The sequence below is a fragment of the Amycolatopsis sp. cmx-11-51 genome, from assembly GCF_047608665.1.
Lineage (GTDB): Bacteria > Actinomycetota > Actinomycetes > Mycobacteriales > Pseudonocardiaceae > Amycolatopsis.
In genome coordinates, this window is the sequence record NZ_JADNQO010000002.1 from 384,496 (window position 1) to 400,007 (window position 15,512).

The 15,512-nt window shown below is 68.4% G+C and carries 13 protein-coding genes; 6 read left to right on the top strand and 7 right to left on the bottom strand.

Annotation, left to right across the window (positions count from 1 at the left end):
* Positions 1–8: 8 nt before the first annotated feature.
* Positions 9–1,172 carry a steroid 3-ketoacyl-CoA thiolase gene (locus tag ACM6LU_RS10725; RefSeq protein ID WP_414937476.1) on the bottom strand — a complete coding sequence of 388 codons (1,164 nt, stop codon included), beginning with the start codon at positions 1,170–1,172 and terminating at the stop codon, positions 9–11.
* Between the two features lie 242 nt (positions 1,173–1,414).
* Between ACM6LU_RS10725 and ACM6LU_RS10730 the strand changes: the two genes are divergently transcribed.
* From ACM6LU_RS10730 to ACM6LU_RS10740, 3 genes are read left to right on the top strand one after another with little or no spacing between them, the layout of a single operon-like run.
* A complete protein-coding gene (locus tag ACM6LU_RS10730; protein WP_414937477.1) occupies positions 1,415–2,641 on the top strand; it encodes a cytochrome P450 in 1,227 nt (408 codons plus the stop codon).
* A gap of 33 nt (positions 2,642–2,674) precedes the next feature.
* Positions 2,675–3,463 (top strand): transglutaminase-like domain-containing protein, encoded by a 789-nt coding sequence (locus ACM6LU_RS10735; protein ID WP_414937478.1) that lies wholly within the window; start codon positions 2,675–2,677, stop codon positions 3,461–3,463.
* Between the two features lie 36 nt (positions 3,464–3,499).
* Entirely contained in the window at positions 3,500–4,522 is a 1,023-nt protein-coding gene (locus ACM6LU_RS10740) for a YhjD/YihY/BrkB family envelope integrity protein (RefSeq protein ID WP_414937479.1), read from the top strand.
* Between the two features lie 121 nt (positions 4,523–4,643).
* Here the strand turns inward: ACM6LU_RS10740 and ACM6LU_RS10745 are convergent, their stop codons facing one another.
* Genes ACM6LU_RS10745 through ACM6LU_RS10755 form a run of 3 tightly spaced genes read right to left on the bottom strand, consistent with a single transcriptional unit; the run spans position 4,644 to position 7,847 of the window.
* Entirely contained in the window at positions 4,644–5,804 is a 1,161-nt protein-coding gene (locus ACM6LU_RS10745) for a thiolase domain-containing protein (protein WP_414937480.1), read from the bottom strand.
* Complete coding sequence (locus tag ACM6LU_RS10750) at positions 5,801–6,856, bottom strand: thiolase domain-containing protein (protein WP_414937481.1); 1,056 nt, start codon at positions 6,854–6,856, stop codon at positions 5,801–5,803. The genes ACM6LU_RS10745 and ACM6LU_RS10750 overlap by 4 nt, the downstream gene beginning before the upstream one ends.
* 7 nt (positions 6,857–6,863) lie before the next feature.
* Positions 6,864–7,847, bottom strand: coding sequence for a Zn-ribbon domain-containing OB-fold protein (locus ACM6LU_RS10755; RefSeq protein ID WP_414937482.1), 984 nt, complete (start codon positions 7,845–7,847; stop codon positions 6,864–6,866).
* A gap of 98 nt (positions 7,848–7,945) precedes the next feature.
* On the opposite strand from ACM6LU_RS10755, the gene ACM6LU_RS10760 reads away from it, so the two are divergent.
* Positions 7,946–9,505 (top strand): acyl-CoA synthetase, encoded by a 1,560-nt coding sequence (locus ACM6LU_RS10760; protein ID WP_414937483.1) that lies wholly within the window; start codon positions 7,946–7,948, stop codon positions 9,503–9,505.
* A 69-nt stretch (positions 9,506–9,574) separates the two neighbouring features.
* Here ACM6LU_RS10760 and ACM6LU_RS10765 read toward each other — a convergent pair whose 3' ends face one another.
* Positions 9,575–10,363, bottom strand: a complete 789-nt coding sequence (locus tag ACM6LU_RS10765) for a crotonase/enoyl-CoA hydratase family protein (protein WP_414937484.1) — start codon at positions 10,361–10,363, stop codon at positions 9,575–9,577.
* 60 nt (positions 10,364–10,423) lie between these two features.
* Here ACM6LU_RS10765 and ACM6LU_RS10770 point away from each other — a divergent pair, with 60 nt between their 5' ends.
* Complete coding sequence (locus tag ACM6LU_RS10770) at positions 10,424–12,037, top strand: acyl-CoA synthetase (protein ID WP_414937485.1); 1,614 nt, start codon at positions 10,424–10,426, stop codon at positions 12,035–12,037.
* A 24-nt stretch (positions 12,038–12,061) separates the two neighbouring features.
* Positions 12,062–13,168 carry an NAD(P)H-dependent flavin oxidoreductase gene (locus tag ACM6LU_RS10775; RefSeq protein WP_414937945.1) on the top strand — a complete coding sequence of 369 codons (1,107 nt, stop codon included), beginning with the start codon at positions 12,062–12,064 and terminating at the stop codon, positions 13,166–13,168.
* 86 nt (positions 13,169–13,254) lie between these two features.
* Here ACM6LU_RS10775 and ACM6LU_RS10780 read toward each other — a convergent pair whose 3' ends face one another.
* The gene (locus ACM6LU_RS10780; RefSeq protein ID WP_414937486.1) at positions 13,255–14,061 is read right to left on the bottom strand and encodes a S1 family peptidase; all 807 of its coding nucleotides are present in this window, start codon (positions 14,059–14,061) and stop codon (positions 13,255–13,257) included.
* A gap of 124 nt (positions 14,062–14,185) precedes the next feature.
* Positions 14,186–15,439 (bottom strand): APC family permease, encoded by a 1,254-nt coding sequence (locus ACM6LU_RS10785; protein ID WP_414937487.1) that lies wholly within the window; start codon positions 15,437–15,439, stop codon positions 14,186–14,188.
* Positions 15,440–15,512 lie beyond the last annotated feature (73 nt).

The following is a 15,512-nucleotide window of genomic DNA, read 5'->3' on the forward strand; positions in this document are numbered from 1 at the left end:
ACACGGCGTTAAACTCGTTCGATGATGGTGCCGGTGGAAAGCGCGCCGCCGGCGCACATCGTCACGAGAGCGGTACCGCTGTCGCGGCGTTCCAGTTCGTGCAGTGCCGTGGTCAGCAGCCGCGCGCCGGTGCTGCCGACGGGATGCCCGAGCGCGATCGCGCCACCGTTCACGTTGACCTTGTCCTCGTCCGCCCGATGCACCCGTTGCCACGACAACACAACCGAAGCGAACGCCTCGTTGACCTCGAAGAGGTCGAGGTCGCCGATCGTCATCCCCGCTTTGGCCAGTACCCGTTCGGTCGCCCGCACGGGACCGTCGAGGTGGTAGTACGGCTCCGCGCCGACCAGTGCCTGCGAGACGATCCGTGCCCGCGGCTTGAGGCCCAGTGCCTTGGCCCGGTCCGAGTCCATCAGGAGCAGTGCGGCCGCACCGTCGGAGATCTGCGACGACGTCCCTGCCGTGTGCACGCCGCCTTCGAGAACGGGCTTGAGCTTGGCGAGACCATCGACGGTCGTCTCGCGCAGGCCCTGGTCGCGGGTCACCAGCCGCGTCTCGCCGGTCGGCGTGCCGTCCTCGCCGAGCACGGGTGCCTTCACCGCGACGGTCTCACGGTCGAAGTACCCGGCCGCCCACGCGGCGGCGGCCTTGGCCTGCGAGGCCGTTCCGAACCGGTCGACGTCCTGGCGGGTGATCCCGCGGCGTTCCGCGATCCGCTCGGCCGCGCCGTACTGGTTCGGCATGTCGATCGACCAGGACTCCGGCCGCGGTGTGCCGATGCCTTCGCCGCGGTTCGCGCCCAGCGGTACCCGGCTCATCGCCTCGACGCCGCACGAGACGCCGGCGTCGATCGCCCCGGCCGCGATGAGCCCGGCGATCAAGTGGGTCGCCTGCTGCGCCGAGCCGCATTGGGCGTCGATGGTGGTCGCGCCGGTGGTCTCGGGGAGTCCGGCGTGCAGCCACGCCGTCCGCGTGACGTTGCCCGCCTGCTCGCCCGCCTGGGTCACGGCGCCGCCGATCGCCTGCTCGACCAGTGCGGGATCCAGCCCCGAGCGTTCGAGCAGGGCGCGTTGCGCCGCGCCGAGGATCTCGGCGGCATGCAGCCCCGCCAGGTGACCTCTGCGCTTGCCGACAGGGGTGCGGACCGCCTCGACGATCACCGGACTACCCACGTTCGCCTCCTGGGGAAACACTGTTCACTACCGGAAAGTAGAACACGTTCTTGATTTGAGCAAGCCGCCCCAGGGTCGACTCGATTTTGATCACGGGTCGCCGCTCTCGCTCCTCGCCGGGCTCTCATGATCTTCCGGGTTGAGTTAACGGGTTTCACTAAAAACTCTTCACTGGATAAAAGCCGTATGCTTCAATCGTCTCTAGAACGTGTTTCATTAGCGAACCGCGTAGGAGGTAGCCCGTGGCCGCTCCGCTGATCCCCGCCGGTTTCGATTTCACCGATCCGGATCTGTACGCCACCAGACTGCCTCTGGCGGAGTTCGCGGAACTCCGCCGCACGGCACCGGTCTGGTGGAACCCGCAGCCGCACAACACCGCGGGCTTCCGCGATGACGGCTACTGGGTCGTCAGCCGTCTCGAGGACGTCAAGGCGGTGTCGAGGGACAGCGAGCTGTTCTCCTCGCGGGAGAAGACCGCGATCATCCGCTTCGACGAGAACATGACCGACGACAGCCTCGAAGCCAACCGCCTGGTCCTGCTCAACATGGACGCCCCGCAGCACACCAAGCTGCGCCGGATCGTGTCGAAGGGCTTCACACCGAGGTCGATCGCGAAACTCGAAGACACCCTGCGCGACCGGGCGGAGAAGATCGTCAGCGAGGCCAAGAAAAAGGGCTCCGGTGACTTCGTCGTCGACGTCGCGTGCGAACTTCCGTTGCAGGCCATCGCCGAACTGATCGGCATCCCGCAGAAAGACCGCCTGAAGCTCTTCGACTGGTCCAACCAGATGGTCTCCTACGACGACCCCGAGTACGAGGTCGAGCCGCTCGCCGCGTCCGCGGAGATCGTCGGCTACGCCTGGAACATGGCCGAAGAACGGCGTAAGTGCCCGATGGACGACATCGTCACGAAGCTGGTCCAGGCCGACGTCGACGGCGAATCACTGGCCTCGGACGAATTCGGTTTCTTCGTCATCCTGCTCGCCGTAGCGGGCAACGAGACGACGCGCAACGCGATCACCCACGGTATGAAGGCGTTCCTCGACCACCCGGACCAGTGGGAGCTCTACAAGAGGGAACGGCCGAAGACCGCGCCGGACGAGATCGTCCGCTGGGCCACCCCGGTGGTCGCCTTCCAGCGCACCGCGACCCGTGACACCGAACTCGGCGGGCAGCTGATCCGCAAGGGCGACCGGGTCGGGATGTTCTACAGCTCCGCGAACTTCGACCCGGACCACTTCGACGAGCCGGAGAAGTTCGACATCCTCCGCGAGGAGAACCCGCACGTCGGCTTCGGCGGCACCGGTTCGCACTACTGCATCGGCGCCAACCTCGCGCGGCTGGAGATCGACCTGATCTTCAACGCCATCGCCGACGTCATGCCGGACATCAGCGAGGTCTCCGGGCCGGACCGCTTGCGGTCGAGCTGGCTCAACGGCGTCAAGCACTACCAGGTGCGCTACGGCTGATTCATCGCGAGCGTCGTAGGGCACCATGAGGCCATGGGTCCCCACGTGCAGGTCGACGTCGAAATGTCCTTCCGGGTCACGAAACCCGGCCCCGCCGCGTTCGTGGTCGCGCTCGCCGGCGGGGCGGGCCAGGAGGAGTTCGCCTACCCCGCGCCACCGCGCCAGGTCGCGTTCGAACACGGGACCCGGGCGCAGGTCCTCGACCTGCCGCGCGGCGAGCACGTCGTGCGATACCGGGCCGGGCGCGCCCTGGGTGAGGCCGAGGCCGAGCCCGTCACCATGGACGATCTCGTCCGGTACACCCGCCCGAGCCGGTACTGCCCCTCGGACCGGATGGGCGGGCTCGCGCTGTCCCGGTTCGGCCACCTGCCCGACGCACGGACCCAGGTCGAGGCGATCGTCCGGCACGTGGGGGAACACCTGTCCTATGTGGTCGGTTCCGGTTCGCCGACCGACGACGCCGTCGACACCTATCTCGCCGGGGAAGGCGTGTGCCGCGACTACGCGCACGTCTGCATCTCACTGTGCCGCGTGATCGACATCCCCGCCCGGTTCGCCGCGGTCTACGCGCCAGGGCTGTCCCCCATGGACTTCCACGCCGTGTTCGAGGCCGCGATCGACGGCCGCTGGTACGTGTTCGACGCCACCGGCCTCGCGCCGAGGCAGAGCTTGAGCCGGATCGCGACCGGACGCGACGCCACCGACACCGCTTTCCTCTCCACCCTCGGCTGTGAGCTGGACTTTCTCGGCAACACCGTGCTGGCGACCGTGGGCCCGTCGCTGCCGGAGGACGACGGTTCGGACCTGATCGCACTCGCCTGATCGCGTGTTGCCCACGAGCCGTGTAGACATTGGCGTGTGAGGGAGAAACAAGCACCGACGAAATGGAAGCGGCTGCGTGCCCGCTACCGTTGGCTGGACCATTTGGCGCGGGCGGTGAACCGCTATGTCGAGGACGGCGGTTACCACTACGTCGCGTCGATCACCTACTTCAGCCTGTTTTCGCTGGTGCCCATTCTCATGGTCGCGGTGTCGGTGGCGGGCTTCGTGCTGGCGAGCCAACCGCAGTTGATCGAATCGATGCTGAACGCGATCACCGGCACGCTGCCCGGCGGTCTCGGTGACAAGGCGGGGGACCTGCTCACCGGGTTCGTGGCGCAGCGCACCAGCGTGGGGCTCATCGGTCTGGTGATCGGGTTGTACTCCGGCTGGAACTGGATGAATGCGCTCCGGGACGCGCTCACCGCGCTGTGGGGCCAGAACCGGTCGGATCTCCCGCTGCTGCGCACGATCGCCGCCGACCTGCTGGCGTTGCTCGGCCTCGCGAGCGCGCTGCTGGTCTCCTTCGCCATCACCATTTCCGGGTCCGCGCTCGGCCGGTACCTGCTGGGACTGGCCGGGGTGGACGACACCGCCGGGGGGCACAACGTGCTGTCGGTGATCTCGATTCCCTTGGCACTGCTGGCGAACTGGCTCGTGTTCCTCTGGGTGCTCACCCGGCTGCCGCGGAAACCGGTCGGCGTCCGCAGCGCGATGCGCGGCGCGGTCGCGCTGGCACTGGGCTTCGAACTGCTGAAGCAGGCCGGTGGGATCTATTTGCGGTTGATCGGCGACTCGCCGACCGGCGTCGCGTTCGGCTCCATCATCGGCCTGATCTTCTTCATCTCACTGGTGGCCAGGATGCTGGTGTTCGTCACCGCCTGGACGGCGACCGCGCGGGACGCGCCGCCGGACCCGGTCCGGCCGCCGCCTCCCGTGGTGGTCCGGCCCGTGGTGGCGCAACCCGATCGGCACGGTCTCAAACCGATGCTGGTGGGGGCGGTGACCGGAGTGGTCGCGACCCTCGCCGCGCAACGTCTCCGGCCGCGCCGCCGCTCCTGACACGTCGCCGACCAGGCGTGGGAGCGGAGCACACCTGAAGGACGCTTTCCCCGCATCGCATGCGGGGAAAGTCCCCTTCGGCCCTCAGCGAGAATGAAAGGGCTCCACCGCGCCGCCGCTCTTAGCTCGGCTTGGCCGAGCCCACCACCCACATCGAGAAGAACTGCGAACCGCCGCCGTACGCGTGCCCGAGCGCGACCCGCGCGCCGTCGACCTGGTAGTCCCCGGCCCGGCCCATCACCTGCTTGGCCGCTTCGGAGAACCGGAGCATCCCGGAAGCGCCGATCGGGTTCGACGAAAGCACGCCGCCCGACGGGTTGACCGGCAGTCGCCCGCCGAGCGCGGTCTCGCCCGCCTCGGTGAGCTTCCAGCCCTGGCCTTCGTCAGTGAACCCCAGGTTCTCCAGCCACATCGGCTCGAACCATGAGAACGGCACGTAGATCTCGGCGGCGTCCACTTCGGACAGCGGGTCGGTGATGCCGGCGTCCCGCCACAACGCGGCGGCGGCGTCGCGGCCCGCCCGCGGGTTGACCTGGTCGCGGCCGGCGAACGTCGTCGGTTCGGTGCGCATCGCGGTCGCGTGGATCCACGCCGCGCCACCGGGAACGGCGTCGCCCGCGGCCTCGTCACCGATCACCATCGCACACGCGCCGTCCGAGGAGGGGCAGGTCTCGTCATAGCGGATCGGGTCCCACAGCATCTGCGAAGCCTGCACCGACTCCACGGTGATGTCCGCCTGTCGCAAGTGCGCGAAGGGATTCAGGGCACCGTTGCGCCGGTCCTTGGCCGCCACGATCGCACCGATGTGGTCGGGCGCGCCGGACCGCCGGATGTACGAGCGCACGTGTGGCGCGAAATAGCCGCCCGCGCCGGCGCCCACCGGCATCTGGAACGGCGGCAGGATCGACAGGCCCCACATCGCGTTCGACTCGGACTGCTTCTCGAAAGCCACGGTGAGCACTCGTCTGTGCACGCCCGCCTGCACCAGCGACGCCGCCACGAGCGCGGTCGACCCGCCGACAGAACCCGCGGTGTGCACGCGCAGCAAGGGTTTCCCGGTCGCGCCGAGCGAGTCGGCGAGGAACAGTTCGGGCATCATGACGCCCTCGAACAGGTCCGGCGCCTTGCCGAGGACGACGGCGTCGACGTCGTCCCAGCCGGTCTGAGCGTCGAGCATCGCCCGGTCGATGGCCTCGCGGAGCAATCCGGGCATGGACACGTCGGTGCGCTTGGCCTTGTGGTGGGTCTGGCCGGTTCCCAGTACGGCCGCGAGGTGCTTCACGAGAGGACCTCCAAGGTCGCGACCAGGTTCTGCTGCAGGACGGGGCCGCTGGTCGCGTGGGCGAGGGTCTTGCGCGCGCTGCCGTCGAGGACGCGGTTCGCGGCCTCGCCGATCCGCGCCAGTCCCGCGGAGAACATCGGATTGCCGGTCAGCACGCCGCCCGAGGGGTTGATCCGCACTTGGTCACCGAGGCCCAGTGCGTCACGCAGGATCAATTCCTGGTGGGTGAACGGCGCGTGCAGTTCGGCGAGTTCGACGCCGTCGAGGTCGAGTGCCCGCCCGGCGGCCATTGTGGACGGTGACCGGGTGAGGTCCCGCACGCCGAGCGCGGGGGAGTCGACCCGGTGCTGGATCCCGGAGATCACCGCGGGGCTGTCGACGAGGTCGGCCGCCCGCTCGGCGGAGGCGAGCACCAGCACGGCGGCGCCGTCGGTGATCGGGGCGATGTCGTGGGCCCGCAGGGGATCCGCGAAGTACGGGGCGTTTAGGAGGTCGGCGACCTCGACCGTTCCGGAGACCTGCGCGGCGGGATTCGACGCGGCGTCGGCGCGGCTGCGCGCGGCGACTTCGGCCAGGTCCTTCTCGGACCACAGTCCCGCTTCGAGCCCCAGCCTCGCCTGGATCCCGGCGACACTCACCGAGTCCGGCCACAGCGGCGCGACGACGTACGGGTCCATCTGCAGTGCCAGCACACGCCGCAACTGCCCGGCCGACGATTTGCCGAAGCCGTAGACGAGCGCCGTTTCGGCCTCGCCCATCCGGATCTTGAGCCACGCCTCGTACAACGCCCAGGCGGCGTCCATCTCGACGTGCGACTCGTGGATCGGCGGGAACGCTCCGATGGCGTCGACGGCCGCGATGAACGAGAAGGCGCGGCCGGCGAGGTAGTCCGACGAGCCCGAGCACCAGAACTCGATGTCCTTTTTGGACAGACCGGTCTTCGCGAGGACCTCGGAGAAGATCGGCACCAGCATTTCCACGCCATTGGTGGTACCCGTGGTGCTGCGGACGTTGGGGGCCTGCGCGAAGCCCACTACTGCTACATCTGGCACGGTGTCCTCACAGATGGTGGGCGAAGGATTCGTATGGCGCGTCGGGCTCGCCGGTCGGTTCGAAATGGCCGATGTTCTCCAGTGACGTCCACCATTCCTCCCGGGGTTTCCAGGCGGCGCGCACCCGCATGCCCATCCGGACGTCGGCGGCGTCGCAGCCGAGCACCAGGTGCAGGAACGCGATGTCCGCGCTGTCGAGCAGGATGTACGCCGCGACATAAGGCGGTTCGATCTTCTGCCCGAGGAACGGCACGTTCACGATGCAGAACGTGGTGACGATGCCGGTGTCGGGCAGTTCGACCTCGTCGGTGGTCGGGACGCCGTCGGTCGGGCAGGCGCCGCGCGGCGGGATGTAGACCTTGTCGCAGGACGGGCAGCGCTGGCCGATCAGCTTCCCCTCGGCGAGCCCGCGCAGGTACCGGCTCTCCTCCGGTGACGCGGAATGCTCGTAGCGCAGGTGGATCGGCGTGATCACCACGCTGACAGGCGAGCCTTCCTCGCGTTTCGCGATCGGGGGAGGTGCCTCGGTGGGTTCGGTGTCGGGTCCGTCGGCGGGGACGAAGTAGGCGATGTCCCGGATGTGGCCGACCGTCTCGTCCGCCCAGCGGATCCGCACGCGCTGTCCGGTGTGGACATTCGACGGCGTGCCCGCGTCGACGGCGTGCAGGAGCGAGGTGTCGGCGCCGTCGAGCCGGATCAGCGCCCAGGCGAACGGCCGGGACAGCGGCTGGCCGTCGAGCGGTTCGGCGATCCAGGACCAGGACACGATCTCGCCCTCGGCGGCGACCGGCACGAACTCGGACAGCGCCTCGGCGGTCACGGGGTCGTATTCCAGTGGCGGCACGTGGACACGGCCGTCGCTGCCGCGGACGCCTTCGACGCGGCGTTCGCGCAGGGCGTTGACGAACCGGCCGAGCACGGGGCCGACCGAACGGGTGTAGTCGAAGCCCACGTCGAGCGGGGCCGACAGCGGAAGTTCGGATGCGCTCACGTCCTGAGTGAAACACGTTCTCGAAATTCCGGCAAGATTGGCCGTCTCGGCCTTGCTGGCGGTTGCCCTTGGGTGAAACGCGTTCTAGATTTGCGCGTATGTCGACTGCTACGGGGACCCTTGGGGTCTGGAACATCGCCGCCAGCCAGCCGGAGCGGATCGCACTGGTCGATCCGGACGGCCGTTCGATCGGCTACGGCGACCTGGCCGCGAAAGCGAACGCGTACGCCCGGGGCTTGCAGGCCCTCGGGCTCGAGGCCGGGGACGTGGTCGTCGTCCTGCAACCCAACGGGGACGAACTCGTGGCGGCCTACTTCGCCGCCATCCAGTCCGGTCTGTACATCGTGGTGGTCAACTGGCACCTGGTCGGCCCCGAGGTCGCCTACATCCTCGCCGACAGTGGCGCCAAGGCGTTCCTCGCGCACGAGCGGTTCGCCGACGTCGCGATCGCCGCCGCCGACGAGGCCGGAATCCCGGAACGCGGGCGGTTCGCCGTCGGCGACGTCCCTGGCTTCCGCCGGATCGGGGAACTCGGCTCGGGCGAGGGCGACAGACGCCCGGAGAGCCGTACGGCCGGCTCGCCGATGCTCTACACATCCGGGACCACTGGGCGTCCCAAGGGCGTCCGGCGACCGCTGAGCGGCGCGGATCCCGACGACGTCCCCGGCGCCTCGACGTGGTTCTTCGGGATCTTCGGGCTGGCGCCACACGACGAGCACGTACACCTGTGCGGGTCGCCGCTCTATCACACGGCGGTGCTCAACTTCGTCGCGATTTCCCTGCAACTGGGGCATACCGCGGTGCTGATGGACCGGTGGGACGCCGAGGACATGCTGCGGCTGATCGACCGGCATCGCGTCACGCACAGCCATATGGTCCCGACGCAGTTCCGCCGCCTGCTCGGGCTGCCGGACGACGTCCGCTCGGCTTACGACCTGAGTTCCCTGCGGGTGATGATCCACGGCGCCGCGCCGTGCCCCCTGGAAGTCAAACGGCGGATGCTCGACTGGTGGGGCCCGGTCGTCACCGAGTACTACGCGGCCACCGAGGGCGGCGGGACGGCGATCTCGGGGGCGGAGTGGTTGAAGAAGCCGGGTTCGGTGGGGCTGGCGTGGCCGGGTTCGACGATCAAGATCCTCGACGACGAGGGCGCGGAACTGCCCGCCGGCGAGACCGGCACGGTCTACATGAAGATGGGCGACTCGAAGTTCGAGTACCACAAGGACCGGGCCAAGACGGACGAAGCGCGGGTCGGGGACCTGTTCACCCTCGGCGACGTCGGTCATCTCGACGAGGACGGCTATCTCTTCCTGCACGACCGCAAGGCTGATCTGATCATCTCGGGCGGGGTCAACATCTACCCGGCGGAGATCGAGGGCGAACTGGTGATGCACCCGAAGATCGCCGACGTCGCGGTCTTCGGCGTCCCGCACGAGGACTGGGGCGAGGCGATCAAGGCCGTCGTGCAGCCCGCCGACGGCGTGGAGCCCTCCGAAGACCTCACCACGGAGATCCTCGAGTACGCCGCGGCCCGACTGGCGAAGTTCAAACTCCCGCGTTCAGTCGACTACTTGCCCGAACTCCCGCGCGACCCCAACGGAAAGCTCTACAAGCGCAAGCTCCGCGACCCCTACTGGGAGGGCCACCGCGCTCCCTGACACCCCGCAATTAGTCCTCTAGTTGCGGTAGTTCACCGGTGAACTACCGCAACTAGAGGACTAATTGCGTCAGTGGCCGCGGAAGACGGGCTTGCGCTTCTCGGCGAAGGCGCGGGGTCCTTCCTTCGCGTCTTCGCTGGCGAAGACCTCGATGCCGTATCGGGCGTCGAGTTTGAAGGCCGTCTCCTCGTGCATGCCCTCGGTGTCGCGCATCGTCTTGAGGATCGCGCGGACCGCGAGTGGCCCGTTCGCGGCGATCAGGCCGGCGAGTTCCAACGCCTTGTCCAGGGCCTTGCCGTCCGGGACGACGTGCCCGACGAGGCCGATCTCTCGCGCCTCACTCGCCTTGATATGCCGTCCGGTCAGCAGCAGGTCGGCCGCGACGGTGTACGGGATCTGGCGGGGGAGTCGCACGGCCGAACCGCCCATCGGGAACAGGCTCCACCGTGCCTCGGATACGCCGAATCTCGCGCTCTCGCCCGCGACGCGGAGGTCCGTGCCCTGCAGGATCTCCGTCCCGCCCGCGATCGCCGGGCCCTCGACGGCCGCGATCAACGGCTTCGTCAGCCGTCGCCCCTTGAGCAGGCCCTCGATGCGGCTGGGGTCGAACGTGCCCTTCGCGAACGAGTCGCTCGGCGAGTTCTTCGACAGCGACTTCAGATCCGCGCCCGCGCAGAACGCGCCACCCGCGCCGGTGAGCACGCAGCACCGGACGTCGTCGTCCGCGTCGACCCGGTTCCACGCCTCGACCATGATCCCGAGCATCTCGCCGCTGAGCGCGTTGCGGGCCTCGGGCCGGTTCATCGTGACCACGAGGGTGTGTTCGATCTTTTCCACCAGCGCGTGCGGTTCGCTCACCGATCCTCCACCGAAATAGCGGCCATTGCCCGGAACAATAACATGTTCTACTTTGGGCTGGTGGCACTCAACATCGCGGATCTACTCGAGCACGCCGTCGACGCCGTGCCGGAGCGCATCGCGGTCGTCTGCGGCGATCGGCGGGTCACCTTCGCCGAACTGGAAGAGCGCGCCAACCGGCTGGCGCATCACCTCGCGGCACACGGCGTGGGACCTGGATCCCACATCGGTGTCTATTCCCGGAACTCGATCGAGGCACTGGAATCGATGATCGCCGCGTACAAGCTGCGTGCGATCGCGGTCAACGTCAACTACCGCTACGTCCACGGCGAACTGCGGTACCTGTTCGACAACGCCGACCTCGTGGCGCTGGTCCACGAGCGCGGCTACTCGGACAAGGTCACCGCCGTCCTGCCGGAGACGCCGAAACTGAAACACGTTGTCGTTGTCGACGACGGAAGCGACGTCGACTACTCGTCCTACGGCGGCGTGGACTATGAAGCCGCGCTCGCCGAAGGCTCACCCGAGCGCGACTTCGCCGAGCGCAGCGCCGACGACCTCTACATCCTCTACACCGGCGGGACCACCGGGTATCCCAAGGGCGTCCTGTGGCGTCACGAAGACATCTGGCGCGCTCTCGGTGGCGGCATCAACTTCGTCACCGGGGAGTACGTCCCGGACGAATGGACGCTCGCCGAACAGGGCAAGTCGGGCAGCCTGGTCCGGCTCCCGGCCGCGCCGCTGATCCACGGCGCCGCGCAGTGGGCCGCGTTCGGCGCGCTGTTCACCGGCAGCCCGGTCGTGTTCGTGTCGCGGTTCGACCCACACGAGGTCTGGAAAGCCGTACAGGACAACAAGGTCCAGGTGCTCACGATTGTCGGCGACGCGATGGCGCGGCCTTTGATCGACGCTTTCTGCGAGGGCGACTACGACGCGTCGTCGCTCGTCGCGGTGTCGAGCCACGCGGCTCTGTTCTCCCAGTCGGTGAAGCAGGAATTCGTCGCGATGGCCCCGCACGTGGTGATCACCGACGCGATCGGATCGTCCGAAAGCGGGTTCACCGGCATCGGCATGGTCAGCAAGGACAGCGACCATTCCGCCGGCCCGCGGGTCAACTTCGGCAAGGACGCCATCCTGGTGGACGACGACGGCGCGCTCGTCGAGCCGGAACCGGGAGCGATCGGGCTGATCGCGCGACGCGGGCACGTCCCTCTCGGGTACTACAAGGATCCCGCGAAGACGGAGAAGATTTTCGTCGAGGTCGACGGCACGCGCTACGTCGTCCCGGGTGATTACGCGCGCTACGAAGAAGACCTCACGGTGACCCTGCTCGGCCGGGGATCGCAGTGCGTGAACACCGGCGGTGAGAAGGTCTACCCGGAAGAAGTCGAGGGTGCGCTGAAGTCGCATCCGGACGTCTTCGACGCGCTCGTCATCGGCATCCCCGACGACCGGCTCGGCCAGCGGGTGGCCGCGGTGATCCAGCCGAGGACGGGCAGGGAACTGGACTTCGCCGCGCTCGAAGCGCATGTGCGGACCGAGATCGCCGGGTACAAGGTGCCACGCACCCTCTGGCTCGCCGAGGAGATCGGTCGGTCGCCCAGCGGGAAACCGGACTACCCGTGGGCGCAGCGCTACGCCTCCGAACACGAGCCCATCATCCAACCGGCGTGAAGGAGTTTCATGCGGACGTCGCGGATTTGGACACCACTGTGCGACCGGCTCGGGATCGGCCTGCCGATCGTCGGGTTCACCCCGTCCGAACACGTCGCCGCGGCGATCAGCCGGGCGGGCGGGCTGGGCGTGCTGGGCTGCGTACGGTTCAACGACACCGCCGAACTCGACTCCGTTCTCTCCTGGATGGACGAGAACACCGATGGCAAACCGTACGGCGTGGACATCGTGATGCCTGCCAAGATCCCGGCCGAAGGGACGTCGGTCGATCTCGCGAAACTCATCCCGAGGGAGCATCGCGACTTCGTGGAGCGGACGCTGCGTGACCTCGCGGTGCCGCCCCTGCCGGACGACACCGCCGAACGCGCCGGGGTGCTGGGCTGGCTGCATTCGGTCGCCCGGGCGCATGTCGAGGTCGCGCTGAAACACCCCATCCGGTTGATCGCCAACGCCTTGGGATCACCGCCGGTGGACGTCATCGAACAGTGTCACGCGAAGGGTGTGCCGGTCGCGGCGCTGGCGGGTAAGGCCGAGCACGCCGTCCGTCATGTCGACAACGGCGTCGACATCGTTGTGGCGCAAGGTTACGAGGCGGGCGGGCACACCGGCGAGATCGCGTCGATGGTCCTGCTGCCCGAAGTGGCCGACGCCGTCGGCGATCGCGTTCCGGTGCTCGCCGCGGGCGGGATCGGCTCGGGACGGCAGGTCGCGGCGGCGCTCGCACTGGGCGCTTCCGGCGTGTGGATGGGCTCTTTCTGGCTCGCCACCGAGGAATACCTCCAGACCATGGGGGATTCCGAGGCGATGCAACGCGCGCTGGTCGCGGCGGGTTCGTCCGACACCGTCCGGACGCGGATCTACACCGGGAAGCCGGCGCGGCTGCTCAAGACGCGGTGGACCGAGGCGTGGGCTTCGCCGGACGCGCCCGAACCGCTGCCGATGCCGTTGCAGAACCTGCTGGTTTCCCACGCGCACGACAGGATTCACCACGCGTCGGATCCGAGTGTCGTCTCGATGCCGGTCGGGCAGATCGTCGGGCGGATGGACCGGGTGCGCCCGGTCGCGGAAGTGATCGCGGAGCTGGTCTCGGGTTACGGCGAAGCACTGTCGCGTTTGGACAAGACCCGCTGAAGTTCCCCGAACGCTATGAACGGTCCGTTACTTGCAAAATTTGCAAGTAACGGACCGTTCATAGCATGCCGTGCCGTGCGATGAAACTAGAGACCGGCGGCCGCGTTCTTGATCGCGGTCGCGAAGGTGCTCACCTCGGCGTAGACGCCGGGAGCGTGCGCCCGCGCGCAGCCTTCGCCCCAGCTGACGATGCCGACCTGGATCCAGGCGCCGGCGCTGTCGCGACGGAACATCGGGCCGCCCGAGTCACCCTGGCAGGTGTCGACGCCGCCGGAGTTGATGTTGCCCGCACAGATCTCGGCGCTGGCGATCAGGCCGGCGTAGCTGCCGCCCTGAGCCCTGCAGGTCGCGTCGGAGACGAACGGAACGGTGGCCTTGAGCAGGTAACGCTGCTGCGCCCCGCCTTCGGACGCCGCACCCCAGCCTGCGACGGTGAACGTGCCGCTGTTGTAGGCCGTGGTGGTGGCGATCGGCAGCGTCGGGATCCCGGTGACCGGGCTCGCGAGCTTGATCAGGGCCCAGTCACCACCGGTGGAGGTGGGGTAAGTCGGCGACCGGTGCACGTAGGTCGACCTGACCTTCTTGGCCGAGCCGCTCTGCAGGTCCACGACACCGAGGGTGGCGGTGATGCTCGTGTTGGCGCCGGTCCGCGACACGCAGTGCGCGGCGGTCAGCACGATCTGCGAGGTGTAAAGCGCACCGCCGCAGCCCATCGAAAGCCTTACCATCCAAGGGAATTCACCCTGGGCGGCTCGGGTTCCACCGACCACATCGGTGGACGGCGGCTGAGCTGCCGCGGCAGGCGGAGCCGTGGCGAGACCCGCCAGGGTTCCGGCCGCCGCGACGGCGATCAGGGTCTTTTTGAGCAGGCTGAACCGACGCTTGATGTCCAAGGGTTCATTCCTTCCGGCTGTCCACAGTGGAGGCAGGGAGACTGACTGCGGCCAACTGACTACAGCAGGTGGACGGACTTCGGGACAACCGACTTTCTTCGGATCTTTGGGCGGATGACGGTGATTAACGGACGTTCGCGCCGAACCGCCGACGAATGGCGTAGCCCAGAGCGCCTAACGCCAGTACTCCGGAACCGGTGAGCACCGAAACCGCCGGAAGGCTGACAGCGAGCACGGCACAACCGAGCAGTCCGAGAACGGCGACCACGCGCGGCGCGGGCCGCAAGGTCAGCGCGGCGGCGTTCGTCACGGCGTAGTAGGCGAGCACCGCGAACGACGAGAAACCGATCGCGCCGCGGAGATCGAGGGTGCTCGCGAGCAGGGCGACGACGACACCGACGGTCACTTCGGCCCGGTGCGGGACTCCGAAGCGAGGGTGGACGGCGGTCAGATAGCGGGGGAAGTGGCCGTCGCGCGCCATGGCCAGCGTGGTCCTCGACACACCGAGGACGAGCGCGAGCAGCGAACCCAGCGCGGCGAGGACGGCACCCACCCGCACCAGAGGCGTGACCCAGGACCACGACGAGACCTCGACACCCTCCGCGATCGGGTCCGCGCTCCGGCCCAGCAGCTCCGGCCCGAGCTGATACAGCAGGACGAAGGCGAGCACGGTGTAGACGACTAGCGCCAGCCCGAGCGCGATCGGCACCGCGCGCGGGATGGTGCGCGCCGGATCGCGGACCTCCTCGCCGAGCGTCGCTATCCGCGCGTAGCCGGCGAACGCGAAGAACAGCAGCCCGGCGGCTTCGAGAACACCTCCGACACCGGGTGTCACCACCGGCCCCGGGGTGCCGGCGCGCAGGGTGCCGCCGAAGATCATCGCCGTGACGGCCAGCGCCAGGATCGTCAGCGTGATGGCCACGATCAGCCTGGTCGCGAACGCCGAGCGCTGGACACCGCGGTAGTTCAGCCCGGTCAGCGCCGCCACGACGGCCACCGCGAACAGGCTCCGCCACGGCTGCCCGAGTCCCGGCGCGGCGTAGGTGACGACGGTCAGCGTCATCGCCGCGCAGCTGGCCGTCTTGCCGACCACGAAGCCCCAGCCCGCCAGATAGCCCCAGAATTCGCCCAGCCGCTCGCGTCCGTAGACGTAGGTTCCGCCGGACGCCGGATACAGCGCCGCCAGCCGGGCCGACGACGTCGCGTTGCAGTAGGCGATCACGGCGGCGATGGCGAGCCCGGCGGGGAGCCACGCTCCGGCGGCGCGTGCGGCCGGGGCGAAAGCGACGAAGACCCCCGCCCCGATCATCGAGCCGAGTCCGATGAAGACGGCGTCGCGGGTGCCGATGCGCCGAATGAGTGTGCCCGTTTCGTCCACGAGTGTGAGCGTGGCATGAACACTTCGTTCGGGTCAGTACAGGGCAGGTGAATTCGGCCTAAGATCTCCGATT